The 14428-nt window shown below is 46.5% G+C and carries 16 protein-coding genes; all 16 read right to left on the bottom strand.

Annotated elements, in window-relative coordinates; translation table 11 throughout:
- Positions 1 to 16: 16 nt before the first annotated feature.
- The gene (locus H532_RS0100895; RefSeq protein WP_027723890.1) at positions 17 to 1003 is read right to left on the bottom strand and encodes an ABC transporter ATP-binding protein; all 987 of its coding nucleotides are present in this window, start codon (positions 1001 to 1003) and stop codon (positions 17 to 19) included.
- 127 nt (positions 1004 to 1130) lie between these two features.
- The gene (locus H532_RS0100890) at positions 1131 to 1622 is read right to left on the bottom strand and encodes a (2Fe-2S)-binding protein (protein WP_027723889.1); all 492 of its coding nucleotides are present in this window, start codon (positions 1620 to 1622) and stop codon (positions 1131 to 1133) included.
- The gene (locus H532_RS0100885) at positions 1622 to 2440 is read right to left on the bottom strand and encodes an FAD binding domain-containing protein (RefSeq protein WP_027723888.1); all 819 of its coding nucleotides are present in this window, start codon (positions 2438 to 2440) and stop codon (positions 1622 to 1624) included. The genes H532_RS0100890 and H532_RS0100885 overlap by 1 nt, the downstream gene beginning before the upstream one ends.
- 12 nt (positions 2441 to 2452) lie before the next feature.
- The gene (locus H532_RS0100880; RefSeq protein ID WP_038111234.1) at positions 2453 to 4777 is read right to left on the bottom strand and encodes a xanthine dehydrogenase family protein molybdopterin-binding subunit; all 2325 of its coding nucleotides are present in this window, start codon (positions 4775 to 4777) and stop codon (positions 2453 to 2455) included.
- Positions 4778 to 5002: 225 nt separating this feature from the next.
- Positions 5003 to 5464, bottom strand: a complete 462-nt coding sequence (locus H532_RS0100875; protein WP_051263047.1) for a CBO0543 family protein — start codon at positions 5462 to 5464, stop codon at positions 5003 to 5005.
- Between the two features lie 61 nt (positions 5465 to 5525).
- Positions 5526 to 5984, bottom strand: a complete 459-nt coding sequence (locus H532_RS0100870) for a hypothetical protein (protein ID WP_027723885.1) — start codon at positions 5982 to 5984, stop codon at positions 5526 to 5528.
- A 1-nt stretch (position 5985) separates the two neighbouring features.
- Positions 5986 to 6762, bottom strand: a complete 777-nt coding sequence (locus H532_RS0100865; RefSeq protein WP_027723884.1) for a hypothetical protein — start codon at positions 6760 to 6762, stop codon at positions 5986 to 5988.
- A gap of 230 nt (positions 6763 to 6992) precedes the next feature.
- Positions 6993 to 7661, bottom strand: coding sequence for a bifunctional phosphoribosyl-AMP cyclohydrolase/phosphoribosyl-ATP diphosphatase HisIE (gene hisIE / locus H532_RS0100860; RefSeq protein ID WP_027723883.1), 669 nt, complete (start codon positions 7659 to 7661; stop codon positions 6993 to 6995).
- Positions 7651 to 8412 carry an imidazole glycerol phosphate synthase subunit HisF gene (gene hisF, locus H532_RS0100855; protein WP_027723882.1) on the bottom strand — a complete coding sequence of 254 codons (762 nt, stop codon included), beginning with the start codon at positions 8410 to 8412 and terminating at the stop codon, positions 7651 to 7653. Before hisF ends, hisIE begins: the two co-directional genes overlap by 11 nt.
- On the bottom strand, positions 8409 to 9113 hold the full coding sequence (gene hisA / locus H532_RS0100850) for a 1-(5-phosphoribosyl)-5-[(5-phosphoribosylamino)methylideneamino]imidazole-4-carboxamide isomerase (RefSeq protein WP_027723881.1): 705 nt from the start codon (positions 9111 to 9113) through the stop codon (positions 8409 to 8411). The genes hisF and hisA overlap by 4 nt, the downstream gene beginning before the upstream one ends.
- Positions 9110 to 9712 (bottom strand): imidazole glycerol phosphate synthase subunit HisH, encoded by a 603-nt coding sequence (gene hisH / locus H532_RS0100845; RefSeq protein ID WP_027723880.1) that lies wholly within the window; start codon positions 9710 to 9712, stop codon positions 9110 to 9112. The genes hisA and hisH overlap by 4 nt, the downstream gene beginning before the upstream one ends.
- Positions 9709 to 10296 carry an imidazoleglycerol-phosphate dehydratase HisB gene (gene hisB / locus H532_RS0100840; RefSeq protein ID WP_027723879.1) on the bottom strand — a complete coding sequence of 196 codons (588 nt, stop codon included), beginning with the start codon at positions 10294 to 10296 and terminating at the stop codon, positions 9709 to 9711. Before hisB ends, hisH begins: the two co-directional genes overlap by 4 nt.
- Positions 10275 to 11354, bottom strand: coding sequence for a pyridoxal phosphate-dependent aminotransferase (locus H532_RS0100835; RefSeq protein WP_027723878.1), 1080 nt, complete (start codon positions 11352 to 11354; stop codon positions 10275 to 10277). The genes hisB and H532_RS0100835 overlap by 22 nt, the downstream gene beginning before the upstream one ends.
- A complete protein-coding gene (gene hisD, locus H532_RS0100830; RefSeq protein WP_027723877.1) occupies positions 11351 to 12628 on the bottom strand; it encodes a histidinol dehydrogenase in 1278 nt (425 codons plus the stop codon). Before hisD ends, H532_RS0100835 begins: the two co-directional genes overlap by 4 nt.
- Positions 12625 to 13230, bottom strand: coding sequence for an ATP phosphoribosyltransferase (gene hisG, locus H532_RS0100825; RefSeq protein ID WP_027723876.1), 606 nt, complete (start codon positions 13228 to 13230; stop codon positions 12625 to 12627). The genes hisD and hisG overlap by 4 nt, the downstream gene beginning before the upstream one ends.
- On the bottom strand, positions 13205 to 14347 hold the full coding sequence (locus tag H532_RS17500) for an ATP phosphoribosyltransferase regulatory subunit (protein WP_051263046.1): 1143 nt from the start codon (positions 14345 to 14347) through the stop codon (positions 13205 to 13207). The genes hisG and H532_RS17500 overlap by 26 nt, the downstream gene beginning before the upstream one ends.
- Positions 14348 to 14428: the final 81 nt, after the last annotated feature.

The raw sequence follows: 14428 nt of genomic DNA, 5'->3' as shown, positions 1-14428 counted from the left end.
CGTCTTACTTCAGCAGTCAAGGGGTATCATCCCCCATCTCATATAAGAAACAACGCACACGGCGTTGGTCGCCGTGATCGGTTAATTCAGGTGCTTCCTTAAAACAGCGATCAAAAGCTTTTTTGCATCGCGGCGCAAATCGACAGCCAGAGGGATACCGATCCGGTGTCGGGACATTTCCTGGTATGGATGCTAAACGTTCAGTGTGACCGGAAATCCCCGGAACCGATTGGATTAGCCCGTCAGTATAGGGATGAAGAGGGTAATTGAGTAAGGCTTCAATTGGCGCTTCTTCGACGACTTGTCCGGCGTACATGACGATCACTCTTTCCGCCATTTCCGAGACGACGCCTAAATCATGCGTGATGAGCAGTATGGACATGTCCAACTTTTTCGTCAAGTCTTTCAGCAATTCTAAAATTTGTGCCTGAATGGTGACATCAAGGGCCGTCGTCGGCTCATCAGCAATGAGGAGTTTGGGCTGACAGCTCACAGCCATCGCAATCATCACTCTTTGACGCATCCCACCTGATAACCGATGCGGATATTCGTCTAACACCGATTCGGCTCGCGGGAAACCGACTAATTCGAGTAATTCCGCCGCCTTTTTTCGTGCGGCTTTTCGATCCATTTTTTGATGGTACACCAGCACTTCGATGATTTGCTCACCGACCGTTAAGACCGGATTAAGAGAGGTCATTGGCTCTTGGAAGATCATCGAAATTTCCTTGCCGCGAATTTGGCACAACGCTTTCTCTGAGAGTTTTGTTAAATCCACGCCATCAAATATGATTTCACCTTCAACAATTTTTCCTCCGGGCTGAGGCACGAGTTGTATGATGGAAAGCGACGTGATGCTCTTGCCACACCCGGATTCCCCAACAAGGGCGACGGTCTCTCCTTTATGTATGGTAAAATTCACGCTATCGACAGCAGGAAGCACCTTCTTACCAGTGAAAAAATAGGTTTTGAGATTTTTTACTTCAAGCAAGTTCACGACCATCGGCTGGAAACACCCCCTATCCATACAACATTTTGTTAAAGTCCAATAGTGTTCAACTTTTTTATAGATAATATACTCAGCTTTTTAAATATTATTAAAATTATTCTTCTAGGTTTTTGGAAAACCGTTATTCAAGCTCTTCATGGTTCTGATCGCGCTTATGTAAGACGTCTTGAATCGCCGCTTTCATTTCCTGATAACTTGTGCAACGGCAGATATTGGATTGCAACCAATCCTCAATGATTGCCTCATCTGCATGGCGGTGTTTCGCTAGCAATCCTTCAATATTCATAATGAATCCGGGGGTGCAGTAACCGCATTGAAAGGCATTATGCTCAATGAACGCTTTTTGAACATCCGTCCCCTCTAACCCTTCAATGGTTGTGATCGCTTTACCAACAACCTGAGGTGCTAGCATCATGCAAGATTTCATGGGCACACCATCTACTAAAACGGTACAGGCGCCGCAATCACCATTTAAACACCCCGGTTTGCAACCGGTATACCCGAGCCGATTTCTTAATACATCGATTAACCGTTCGCTCGCCTTAATGGTGACCCATCGATTGTGGCCATTAATGTTAAGTCGCACTTTCTCGAGCGATCCCACATGAAGCATTACATTCCCCCCAATGCCGCATACATTTCCTCTAAAGTCGTTTGTAACACAAACCTCCGATACTCCGCCGATGCGATCCAATCATTGCGGACGTCTCCCGGAATAACCTTTAACGCCTCGATGATTCTTGCTGACACCGGGCGTGACGGGTCATTCAAAACCTGCTCCATGGCCACCGAACGAAACGGAAAGTCGCAGAGGCCAGATATGGCGACGCGCAGCTTACCATCCACTTTAATAGCTGTAAGCGTTAAAAGCGGATAGTCAATTACGTCAATTTTTCGCTTTTTGACGCTGAAAAACGGACGATCCACCGCATTTTTCTCCGTCAAAACTTGCACGACCCATTCCCCAGGCGAAAGGTGGGGCTCTTTATGGAAAACGGCATGGATGGGGACCGTTTTCAGCCCTTCAAAGCTGGCAATAAGTAGCAGACTGTCGGAAACGAGTAACGGCAAAATCGCTTCTTTATAAATGATTTTCCCGCTGATGTTGCCGCCCAACGTAATGTGATTCCGTGTCGTATGATCAGCGACGCGGCTCGCTGTTACGGCAAGAAGCGGAAAACCATTTTTTTCACTAATTTCATTTAACGTCAAGCTTGCCCCAAGGACGAGGTGGTTTCCATCAACATCGTGAACTCGTGTCTCCGGTATATGCGTTAGATCGATGAGTGAAGCGGCTTGAAATAAATGAAAACGGGATAATGTGACGATTTCTGTGCCACCCGACATATAGGCCGGATTTTTCCCGGCATAAGACAATTGTTGATATAATTGCAAAGCTTCTTTTATCGTCGTGGGCCGGTAATACTCCATCGCCAAGCCCTTTCACCTCCCCCTTTTCAACCGCCATATTAATTCTGGGATGATGGGCAGTTCATTGATAAAGACGCCGCTTGCCTTTGATAAACTGGCAGCCAATGCGGCCGGCATGCCGATGACACCGTGCTCGCCAATCCCCCGCAAACCATAAGCGGTCTCCATTGAAGGGGTTTGCACAAAGTCGACGAGGTATTCGGGATTTTCGCCATAACGGAGAACTTTATATGTGCGGAATTGGTTATTCATGACGATACCATCCTTCGTAAAAACAAACCCTTCCCGGCTCGCGAAGCTGAGCCCCATATGCATGCCACCTCTTACTTGTCCTTCGGCATACATTGGATTGATAATAGTACCGGCATCAATGACGCAAGCCGCCCGCAAAATTTTATACGTGTCATCTTTCGGATTAAACTCGACTTCCACCGCTTCGGCTCCAACAGTCCAATCCGGTCCCGGATCCCCTTTACCCGTATCCGGATCCAAAAAAGTGAGTTTAGGCAATACAAAACTGCCCCGGCCGATCACTTGCCCGCCGATTGTATTTCCATTCGGATACCGGTAACCGTGTGCGAGCTCGCGAAAACTAAGGCGTTTTCTAGGTTCGTGTTTATAAAAAATAAACCCGCCTTCCGCTCGCAAGTCATCCGGTGAAACGCGTAAAACTTGCGAAGCGATTTGAAAAAGCTGGGACAGTGCATCGTCAGCGGCCCGCAAAACCGCGCGCCCGGCCATCCACAACCCTCTTGAGGCGACCGTTTTATAATGTTCAGGGGTGGTGGTCGTTTTAATTGTCATATCAACGTGGATGTCTTTGACGTCAATGCCGAGGCGTTCCGCGGCGATTTGGGCGAGTACGGAACGCGAGCCGGTACCAATTTCCACAACCCCACAATCCAAATGGACGGTGCCGTCTTTATTAAAAACGAGTAATGCCCCGGAACTGACATTTGGCCCGATGTTGGATGTTTTCCAAAAACAACTGACGCCTTTGGCGCGAATGGTATGGTTTTCCGTTTCGATGCGGTCCCCTTCATCCCAACGAATCAGGGCTTTCACCTTTTCAAGACAAGCCGTCAAGTTGCCGATCCGGCTTTTATTCAGTAAACTTTGCGTCGGTGTCGTGTCACCCGGTTGAATGAGATTTTTCTTGCGTAACACTGTCGGATCCATCGCCAGTTTTTCGGCGAGTCCGTCGATACACCGCTCAACAGCATAGGTTAATTCCGGATGACCGAAACCCCTAAACGCTGTTGGATAGGGATGGTTGGTATATAAGCAATAGGCATCGCAAAAGACATGGTCGACGCGATACGGCCCGGTGCAATCAATCGCCGCCGCGCGACAAATATCAACCGCTTTGTCAGAGTAGGCACCGCCGTCAAACAAGTAGGAGATTTTCATCGCAATAAAACGGCCGGTGTCATCACATCCAATCGTCACCGTAGCATCGAGCCCAATATGGACGGGTGATGTGACGAAATCTTCTTCCCGTCTATTCGTTAGCATCACTTTCTGGCCCCCCACTGCACGTGAGGCAATATAAGCGATAAATTCTAACTGTACCGCTGATTTCCCGCCGTAACCTCCGCCAACGAGCGGTGTGGTGACGACAATTTTGTCTTGGGGAATATCAAACAACTCACTGAATAAGCTTTTGATGATAAAGGGAACTTGCGAAGACGATTCCACGCAAACCGTGCCATCTGGTCGAATTTCTACGGTTGCCGTTCGTGTTTCCATTGCGCAATGATCTGAGGGTGGAAACGAGACACGCGATTCATAAATCACAGGACAACTTGGGAGCTTTTTGTCTGCTTCCCCTTTTCTGATTTTGACATGATGGGCGATATTGGTACCTGGTATGGGGCGGAGATGCTTGGGCGTATAGTAGGTGTCAAGGTGTTCGTGGACGAGCGGGGCTTGCGCTTGAATCGCTTCCTGTGGAGAATTAACAACAGGGAGTGGCAAAAAAGCGGCTTTTACAAAAGGCGCGGCAAGTCTTGCGGTATCTGGTGAATCGGCGATGACGACAGCGATCGGTTCCCCATAATAGCGCACCTTGTCTTTTGCCAGAATGGGACGATCCCGAATGCCCTCACCTACTAAAATGTCGATGTCTTCTCCCGTGACCACTTTAATAACACCAGGAACCGCTTCAGCTTGAGAAACATCGACTTGAAGGATTTTCGCATGGGCATACGGACTTGTCACAAGGGCGGCAAATAATGTATCCATCGTCATGGTGTCCGCTGCAAATTTCGCGCGGCCCGTCACCTTATCCCACGCATCTTTACGGATGACGTTTTGACCGACCCATTCCACACGCATCACCCTCTTTTGCCAAAAAAATAACGTCATAAGATGTGTATGCTTGAACACATGACTTATGACGATGACCAACCTTTCCCAACGAGCCTCAAGGGGCAATGCGTGAACGCTGAAATGATTTAGAAAACTTGGCTCTTCCAAGCTTTTATGTGAAGGCAGAGTCATCATTGCTTCAATGTTAGCCAACAAACGTTAATACTCTCTTACCAGTAAAAAAATGGTTAACTAGTTTCTAATTCCCGAGAGATAACGGAGGAGTTTCAGGTTGAGGGCGGCAATGATAAGGATGGGTGGATAACATAATCCAGAGTAAAATATCGACCATTTTCGATAATAGAGCAAGTCGCATTTGACGGCTAAATATTCATAAAAAATCGCGATCACGCTCCATATAAGGAGGTAACGCCCTTTAGCCCATAGGGATTGGCCATATGGGAAATTGTTTAAATACAGGATATTCATTGGCGGAAAGATGCCTATAACAACAAGAAGCGTTTGATAATCGACACCCTTTTGAAAATAACCGTACAGATCTAAATGCAAATCGAGAAATACATCCATCAGTGTATCAAACAGAATGGCAAAATAAGTGGTATGGACCATTTCTGCTTTGGAAAGCTGTTTCGGCACCATGAAGACAAAAGTATATAAAGTTACGGCAGAAATAAATATAAAAAGATACGGCATCATTCACACACCAAAAAGCCCAATAGTTTAATTCAAATATCCAAAACGTGATACATCTTTTTCAAGCATCAACGGCCTTTCCAACACCGATGGCGGCATGCTCCCACAGCATCTTTTCCACGCGCTGTCCTTCATGATCGGCGCATTCTATAATCAATATAATGTCAGGCTGTTTTCCTTTCACCCAGCGGATTTTTTTCATTTTCACTTTATAGAAAACCATTTTTCCGATAAAACCGACCAATAAGCCAAAAATGGCGCCAATAATTCCCCAAACAATCGGTCCCCATTGATGGTCAAAACCCCGCGCGGCACCGATCACAGAACAAAACACAGCGAGCACCATGCCGACACTCGACAACGATAAACCGTCCGACCGGTTGATCGTATCAAGAAGTTGAATATCCTCAGGGCCGCTGTCCAATGGAACAGTGTAAATGTTATCAATCCCTAATTTTTGTATATTTGTGATGGCAAGTTCTAATTGGATGGATTGCTCAAAGGCAGCAAATATCTGCATGTTACTTTACCTTAGCCCCTTTAAATTTAAAACCTTTTACTGGGAATTTCTCTTTTAAAAACATTTTTTGTTCCGCTTTAAATAACTTATTGTTTTCAATCGCGTTGACATACGATTCATATATCCCGTAAAAGTAGATCGATGGCAAATAAAAAATCCATTGTCTGTCCAATACGGCGGTTGAATGATGAACATCCCCGAGCAATAAGTAATGAATGCCCTCTATAAAATGTGACTGGTACACAAAAACAACCGTAACAACCAATGTAAAAAATGCTGAAACAAATTGATTTAAATACAATTGACCAGTGCTAGGTATGGACATCGACCATAGGCTAGCAATAATTGGGCTTCTCTTGTCAAGATAGTTAATTTCAAATGGCTTGACAATGAGCGCTTTTACCGGAGAGGGTTCATTTTCTGACAAGATATAAAGATTATTGAGCTCTACACAGGCGCGATAACTGTCCCAAATGGAATAAATATACAGCGGAATATACATATAGATGACATTTACATTAATGACGCTTTTGGCGATTTCAATATCCCCCGTAAACGTATAGGACATGGCCAAATTTAATCGCGAGCTTTGGTTAATGAAAATTTCCCAGATGATCAAAAAGTACCCTCTGACATATTTGTTTATCAACAAATGACCGAATCCCGGGAATGTTGCCGACCAGAGCGCGACAATATACGGATTGCGCTTATGGATGTAAGTGGTTCCCCATATACTCACGTTGGCTAGTGGGCGTCTAGCCTGTTTAAATGATGGCATGGTTTCACCTCAAAGAGTGAACAGTAAGCGTCTGTTTTCCGATATGTTGTGCAAGGGGTGAAGCCCAAGACAGTGGGTTATGCGCCCTTACCACTTAAATTTCATTTTTCACTAAAGCGCGTATAGTTTTCTGATCGTGCAAATTAAGACGGTTCTTAATCTTAAGGTGCCCATTTTCCAAAGATATATAAAACATTCCCAAAAGTTCATAGATACTCAATGCGGTGGGTTTACCAGTTAGTGATCGTCTCTCGCTCACCTTTAAAATTTCCTTTTTTCAAATGGCGTTTGGCAAGCTCCTGTTTGATTGCATCAAACGGGATATTCTCGTTAGATAGAAGAACAAGGCTGTGATACAACAAATCGCAAAATTCCTGGATGAGTTCGTCCGCGTTTTTGTTTTTAGCGGCGATGACGACTTCGCCAGCCTCTTCCATGACCTTTTTACATATTTTATCCGTGCCTTTATTGAATAGATAATTCGTGTAGGATTTCTCAACAGGATGTGTTTTTCGGTGTTCAATCACGTTCATCACTTGCTCAAGAATGGCGGTGAGGGATGGAGGTTGACGAACATCATTCGTGACATCTTGATAGATGGGTTCATTATAAAAGCACGTGTCCGCTCCCGTATGGCAGGCCGGACCCATGGGTTCAACGCGGATCATCAGCGCATCGCGGTCGCAATCTAGTTGGATCGCTTTTACGCGTTGTTTATGGCCGGAAGTGGCGCCTTTATGCCAAAGCGCTTGACGCGATCGGGAATAGAACCACGTTTCCCCTGTCTCTAACATTTTTTTATAAGAAATCTCGTTAACATAAGCGAGCATGAGAACATCGCCAGATTGATCATCAATGATGATGGCGGGCAGTAACCCTTTCGAAAAATCAGGATTCACGGATCATCACTCCCTGCTGTCGGCATACCTTTTTAACTTGTTCGATCGTAAAAGTCTTCTCATGAAAAATGGATGCAGCAAGCGCGGCTGAAACATCTGTCTCAGTGAATACTTCCGCAAAATGTTCAGGGGCACCCGCACCGCCTGAAGCAATGACCGGAATCGCCACCGCATCCGTTACAGCTTTCGAAAGCGGTAAATCAAACCCAGTCTTTACCCCATCTGTATCCACACTGGTTAAGAGGATTTCACCGGCTCCAAGTCTTTCCGCTGTTTTCGCCCATTCAACAGCGTTCATCCCTGTATCCTTTTTCCCACCATGGACCATGACATGCCATGAGCCATCGGGCATCCATTTGGCATCGATCGCGATAACAATACATTGGGAGCCAAAGCGCAGAGACGCCTCTCGGATTAATTCCGGTTGTTCGACGGCTGCGGAATTAACTCCAACCTTATCAGCGCCAGCCTGTAAAAGCCTTGTCATATCATCGATGGTTCGCACCCCGCCGCCAACGGTAAACGGTACAAATACGTTTTTTGCCGTTTCTTGGACGATATCCACTATCGTCCTGCGACCCTCATTGGTCGCGGAAATATCGAGAAAAATCAATTCATCCGCACCATTTTCGGAATAATACTTGGCCAAAGCTACTGGATCACCCATATCCCTAAGTGAAACAAAATGAGTGCCTTTGACCACCTTCCCATCTTTGACATCGAGGCAAGGAATGATTCGTTTCGTGATCAACGCCGACTCCCCCTAAGTACGATGCGCCCTTCATAGATGGCTTTACCGACAATCGCTTCTTCAATGCCGATGTCGCTTAAAGCCTGTATATCATCCATATGGCGAATGCCGCCGGATGCGACGATCCGGCATTGGACTTCAGTCTTTAATCGCTGAAAGGCTTCGAGATTCGGACCTGCCATCGTGCCATCTTTTGCAATATCGGTAAAAATAATCGTTTGGGCTCCCATCGTCTCCAATTCTTTACTAAAAAGTAAATAGTCAGTCTCTGTGACCTTTTCCCATCCGCGCGTGGCGACTTTACCCTCTTTGGCATCCACCCCAACGGCAACCGCAGCCCCATATTGTGTGAGAGCCGTTTGCAAAAAAGCTTTATCTTCAATGGCTGCCGTCCCTAAGACAACCCTAGAAACGCCGGCTTCCAAATACCGTTCTACCGTTTGCAAATTGCGGATGCCGCCACCCACCTCAATGGGTATGGAAGATTGGGAACATAAGGCGGCAATGAGTGGTAGTTGCTCCGGCAACCCGGTCCTTGCCCCGTCCAAATCCACGATATGAACCATTTCAGCCCCACTGTCAATAAAGCGTTGGAGCTGTGCTTCCGGATCATCAGCGACTTGGGTGGCTTTCTTATAGTCACCCTGATAAAGACGCACACAGCGGCCGTGGATTAAGTCAATCGCTGGAATGATTCTCATGCTTTTGCCTCATTTCCTAAAAAGATTTTTAACATCGCTAAGCCGACTGGTCCGCTCTTTTCCGGATGAAACTGCATGCCGAATACCTTCCCTTTTCTTACAATGGCTGGCACCGGTAGGCCATACTCGGCCGTCGCAACGATGTATTCTGCATTTGTGTTCACCCCGTAAGAATGCACGAAATAAACGGCTTTCCCTTGGAATGGTCTGAACGCGGCATCATCTTGAACGACATCGAGCGGATTCCAACCAATATGGGGCAAACACAAATGGGTCGGTAATTTCTCAACTGTTCCTGGAAGGATGTCCAAACCCTTGGAAATTCCGCCTTCGGTTCCCGTTGTAAAAAGGAGCTGCATGCCGAGACAAATGCCAAGTAACGGTTTTTCTTGAACGAGCGCCTTTAGAACGCTTCGCAAGCCTCTTTGATCCATTTCATCCACCGCCGCTTTAAAGGAACCGACACCGGGTAAAATAATGTGAGAAGCGCGCCCCAGAACATCTGATTGATCGGTGACCACAGGTTCATAACCTAGGAAACGCAAGGCATTAGATAGACTTGCGACATTACCCATGCCATAATCCACGATGCCAATCATTCGATCATCCCTTTTGTCGAATTCACACCCCGAATCGCGGGATTGACGGTAACGGCCTCACAGAGAGCACGGCCGCAAGCTTTAAACAAGGCTTCGATCTTGTGGTGCGTGTTCTCCCCGTACAAAATTTTGGCATGTAAAGTAATTCCGGCATGATTGCTAAAAGCGCGAAAAAACTCCTTCGTTAATTCCGTATCAAAATCGCCGCATTTCGGATTTTTAAATTCCGCATCAAAGTGGAGATAAGGCCGGCCGCTCACGTCGACGGCCACAAATGCTAAGGTTTCGTCCATAGGCACGTAACAGGCCCCATACCGATTGATGCCCCTTTTATCCCCTAACGCCTCGCGCAACGCTTGCCCAAGAACAATTCCGATATCTTCCACTGTATGATGGCCATCCACATCTAAATCCCCCTCAGCCTTAATTTTTAAGCCAAGGCGGCCATGTCGAGCCAAAGCCGTTAACATATGGTCAAAAAAACCGATGCCGGTTTTAATATCAATAGTTGTGTCATCATCCAAATCACAGGTGACTTCAATCGCTGTTTCACAAGTTTTCCTTAGTTTGCTTGCCTGTCGCATGCCGAAAGACTCCATTCCTCTAAGGATTTTTTCAATGCGGTGAGTTCCGTTTCCGAGCCGGCAGATATTCTCAAACAATGACGCAATCGGCCGTCACCAAAAGCGCGAACCCTGATTTTATGACGATTTAAAAATTGGTATAAATCCAAAGCATCCGGCGTTTCCATTAAGAAAAAATTGGTGTGACTCGGATAGATTTGAACCTTTTTGTGACGGCTTGAGAATTCCTCCAAAATCACTTTTAGTTGTTCGATTTGCCGTTTTTGTCTTTTGAGGGATTCTCGAAGCAACCCAGGTTGGCTTAAAATGGCCGCACCAATGACTGCGGACATTTGATTCACATTATAGGGCGGCTTGATGCGCAAAATGTCATTAATGAGCTCGCGGTTGGCGATGAGAAAGCCAAGCCTTAGGCCCGCCATTCCTAATGCTTTGGAAGCCGTCCGCAAGACGATTACATTTTCATTGCGAATCGCTTTTTCTGTATAAGAACCACCAGCAAATTCGATATACGCTTCATCTACTACAAAATAACCGCCAACGTTTGCCATCGCTATAGCGAGGGTATCCAAGTCGCTTACCTCGTATCGTCTTCCGGTGGGATTACATGGATTGGATAAGAACAAGCATTTTGGCCGCCATTGTTCGATTTCTTGAAGCATAGTCTGAAGCGGTAACGAAAAATCTTCGTTTAATGCGATCGATTGAACCGTTGCCCCCAGCAAGCGGCCATTTTTTTCATACATCGAAAAATCGGGTGAGACGACCATCATGGTATCGGTTGGGTCGAGGGCGAATTGGCAGATTAATGCAATCCATTCATCCGATCCGTTTGCCGCCAAAACATTCTCTGCCGGTAGTCCAACGTAAGCCGCATATGCCGCAACCAGCCGATCGACATTGTCGCTCGGATAGCGATTGATGGCAACGTTTTGTTTGATGACGTTCAGATCTATGTCCTGAAGCAAGTTCAGAAAGTTTTCGTTATTATCCAACAAAGTATACCCTTCAGCGTTTTTCACGTGATAAGGCGTCAGCTCACGAATCATCGCTCTCATGATTCCACCCTCACTTTAACGGCTTCTGCGTGAGCGTCCAGTTGTTCGTAGCGGGCAAAGCGTTCCACATACGGCGCCGCTTCCCGCAGCGCTTTTTCCGAATAAAATAGATAGGTCGTTTTTTTCATAAAATCATCCACTGAAAGGCCCGAAGAAAAGCGAGCCGTACCGGATGTCGGTAATACGTGATTGGGGCCAGCAAAATAATCACCAAGCGCCTCAGGGGTAAAATGTCCGAGAAATACAGAACCGGCATTCTTAACCGCTCCAAGCCAGCGCAACGGATCCTTGACTTGGATTTCCAAATGTTCCGGTGCCAAGTCATTGACAAGAGAAAACGCTTCGTTTAGTGAGGCAACCAAGACGATCGCGCTTCTTCGGGATAATGACCTTTTGATGATGTCATACCGGGGAAGGCGAGCGGATTGTTTCTCCAGCTCTTTTTTCGTCTCAAGAATAATTGACGCCGAATCCGTAAACAAAAAGGTACGAGCATCTCCATCATGTTCAGCTTGGGCGATAAGATCTGCTGCGACATAAGCGGGGTTGGCCGAGTCATCGGCGATAATCGCCACCTCTGAAGGTCCAGCAATCATATCAATGCCCACATCCCCATATACAAGCGCTTTTGCCGCAGCCACATAACGGTTCCCAGGTCCGACGATTTTATCGACGGATGGAATCGTTTCTGTCCCGTAAGTGAACGCAGCAATGGCTTGAGCACCGCCGATTTTATAAATGGACTTCACCCCGGCAAGATCAGCGGCGACAATCAGCGCTGGATCCATAACCCCAGAAATTCCGACAGGACTTGTCATCACGACTTCCCGAACACCAGCCAAGACAGCGGGAATCGCGGTCATCAAAACAGTGGAAGGGTATTTAGCTGTCCCACCTGGGACATAAATGGCCACACGCTCCAACGGGCGGAACAGTTGCCCGGCGAGGTGCTCTTCACTCATTGTCATGATACGTGATGTCGGCAACTGTTTTTCGTGAAAACGGCGAATATTGTCCGCGGCTTTTTCCATTGCCTCTAATAACACCTCCGGCACCTTATCCCATGCTGCTTTGCGTTCTGCATCGCTCACTGTCCATTGTTCCGGAACAAAACCATCTAACTCGCGAACAATTTCCCGAAGCGCTTTCTCTCCATCCGTCCGGACTTTCCTTATGATATCAGCAGCAACCCGTAAAACGTCCTCATCCACGCTTCTTTTAGATGGTCTTAAAAAGGCGGTTTTAAATTCTTGAACCGTATAGTCCGCAATCATGCGCCCACTTCCTTTTCCTGAAAACGTTCAAGCAACGGTTTCAACACCTCTCGTTTCACCTTTAAAGCGGAACGATTGGCGATCAAACGCGCTGAAATCGGCCGAATGTCATCATAAACGACCAATCCATTTTCTTTTAATGTCGAGCCCGTCTCAACGATATCGACGATGGCATCAGCAAGCCCTAACACGGGGGCCAATTCGACCGACCCTTCCAACTTCACGATATCGACGGACTCACCTCTTTTTCGAAAATAATTCAGCGTAATATTCGGATACTTCGTGGCTATCCGTTTTTTAGGACCTGTAACGATGTGCCCGGGTTTTCCAGCAAGAGAAAACCGACATTGACCGAAAGAAAGCGGAAAAAGATCAAACACATCCGGTTGGTACTCCAATAAGATATCCTCACCAACAATTCCAAGATCGGCTATCCCGTATTCCACATAAGTCGCAACATCGATGCCTTTAGCAAAAATAAATCGATATCGATTTGTCTCAATGCATAATTTTCGACCTTTGTCGACGAGGGGTTCGGCTTCAAAAAAATCAATAGCTGCTTTTTCCAAACGACCTTTACTCAGGGCTATACAAGGAACCATGTGCATCCACCGCCTTTTCATTCTGTGGGTCTTTCTCTACATATACAACGCGGTCATATGTGCCATCGGCAGAAAAACGGATATCAACGATGGCGTTAGGAAATTGCTGCCTTAATTTTTCGGCTTGAGCCAACGTGTCTTCGGTCGCCACAAGACATATCCGTTCCCGTTTGGGTTCCGGTCGGAGTTCGTCCGCGAGAACATCCACATCAAAAGCAAGACCCACAGCCGTCGTCTTTTTCCCAAAATAGTCATAAAGCGGGTCGTAACGGCCGCCGGAAAAACAAACATTGCCGTTTGCTTTGATAAACCCGCGGAATAGGGTTCCGGAATAATAAGGCATCTTTTTCACGCTCCCCAAATCGATTAAAACATCATCCACACCGCAATCCTGTAAAACGGCTACTAATTTTCTTAAATGGTTAAGGACGGACAGCCGTTCGGGCTGACCACACCATTTCTCCTGATAGACCTCCAAAATGGTGCTCGTTCCGTACGCATCGATTAAATCCATGAAGGCGTTCACCGCTACCGCATCGCCATATTTTGTGACAAGGGAAGCCACTTCATCCTTGCGCTTATCGTGCATCGCTTTTCGCAACTTTTCTTTCGTTTCCTCTTCTAAGCCTAACGGTTGAACAAACTGATCGAAAATCGCTGCGTGGGCAAGTTCAATGATAACTGGTCCGATCTTGAGGTTTTTCAAAAAGGCAACAGCCGTCAAGAGACACTCCACTTCTCCCAATAGTTCCGGTAAATCAATAATTTCAATGCCGGCTTGGTGCCGTTCAAGTCCAGGTTTTCGCAGGTCATATATAGGACCTTGATACGCCCATTTTTGATGCGATATCGGTCGCCCACCTAATGCCCGAGCAATAGCTGTCGTCCAATCTGGACGGAGCACCTCAATCTCACCTTGGGCATTAAACCATTTCATCATATCTTGAAGCATCATACCGACAGATGGATGGATAAACGTCGAGGCATATTCCACGACAGGTGTGGCAATTTCCCTAAATCCTCTGTCCGCTGTTACTTTCCGAAATTTCTCGAGCACAACATGTCGGTTCGTCACCGATGGCCCGATTTCATCTGCACTTCCAAGCGGTAAAAGCATGTCATTCACATCCCAAGCAGCTATTCTTTCATTCACTGGTACATTAGCTAACTAAAGTACTAAAGTAGATGTTTTTAATCT

The sequence above is a fragment of the Tuberibacillus calidus DSM 17572 genome, from assembly GCF_000430685.1.
GTDB lineage: Bacteria > Bacillota > Bacilli > Bacillales > Sporolactobacillaceae > Tuberibacillus > Tuberibacillus calidus.
The sequence above is the reverse complement of the archived record's forward strand: the minus strand, read 5'-3'. Positions and strand labels throughout refer to the sequence as shown.

Excerpts from the sequence above, each read along its gene's own strand:
- H532_RS0100895 (WP_027723890.1), bottom strand. The coding sequence starts at position 1,003 with ATGGTCGTGAACTTGCTTGAAGTAAAAAATCTCAAAACCTATTTTTTC.
- H532_RS0100890 (WP_027723889.1), bottom strand. The coding sequence starts at position 1,622 with ATGCTTCATGTGGGATCGCTCGAGAAAGTGCGACTTAACATTAATGGC.
- H532_RS0100885 (WP_027723888.1), bottom strand. The coding sequence starts at position 2,440 with ATGGAGTATTACCGGCCCACGACGATAAAAGAAGCTTTGCAATTATAT.
- H532_RS0100880 (WP_038111234.1), bottom strand. The coding sequence starts at position 4,777 with ATGCGTGTGGAATGGGTCGGTCAAAACGTCATCCGTAAAGATGCGTGG.
- H532_RS0100875 (WP_051263047.1), bottom strand. The coding sequence starts at position 5,464 with ATGCCGTATCTTTTTATATTTATTTCTGCCGTAACTTTATATACTTTT.
- H532_RS0100870 (WP_027723885.1), bottom strand. The coding sequence starts at position 5,984 with ATGCAGATATTTGCTGCCTTTGAGCAATCCATCCAATTAGAACTTGCC.
- H532_RS0100865 (WP_027723884.1), bottom strand. The coding sequence starts at position 6,762 with ATGCCATCATTTAAACAGGCTAGACGCCCACTAGCCAACGTGAGTATA.
- hisA (WP_027723881.1), bottom strand. The coding sequence starts at position 9,113 with ATGAGAATCATTCCAGCGATTGACTTAATCCACGGCCGCTGTGTGCGT.
- hisH (WP_027723880.1), bottom strand. The coding sequence starts at position 9,712 with ATGATTGGCATCGTGGATTATGGCATGGGTAATGTCGCAAGTCTATCT.
- hisB (WP_027723879.1), bottom strand. The coding sequence starts at position 10,296 with ATGCGACAGGCAAGCAAACTAAGGAAAACTTGTGAAACAGCGATTGAA.
- H532_RS0100835 (WP_027723878.1), bottom strand. The coding sequence starts at position 11,354 with ATGAGAGCGATGATTCGTGAGCTGACGCCTTATCACGTGAAAAACGCT.
- hisD (WP_027723877.1), bottom strand. The coding sequence starts at position 12,628 with ATGATTGCGGACTATACGGTTCAAGAATTTAAAACCGCCTTTTTAAGA.
- hisG (WP_027723876.1), bottom strand. The coding sequence starts at position 13,230 with ATGGTTCCTTGTATAGCCCTGAGTAAAGGTCGTTTGGAAAAAGCAGCT.
- H532_RS17500 (WP_051263046.1), bottom strand. The coding sequence starts at position 14,347 with ATGCTTTTACCGCTTGGAAGTGCAGATGAAATCGGGCCATCGGTGACG.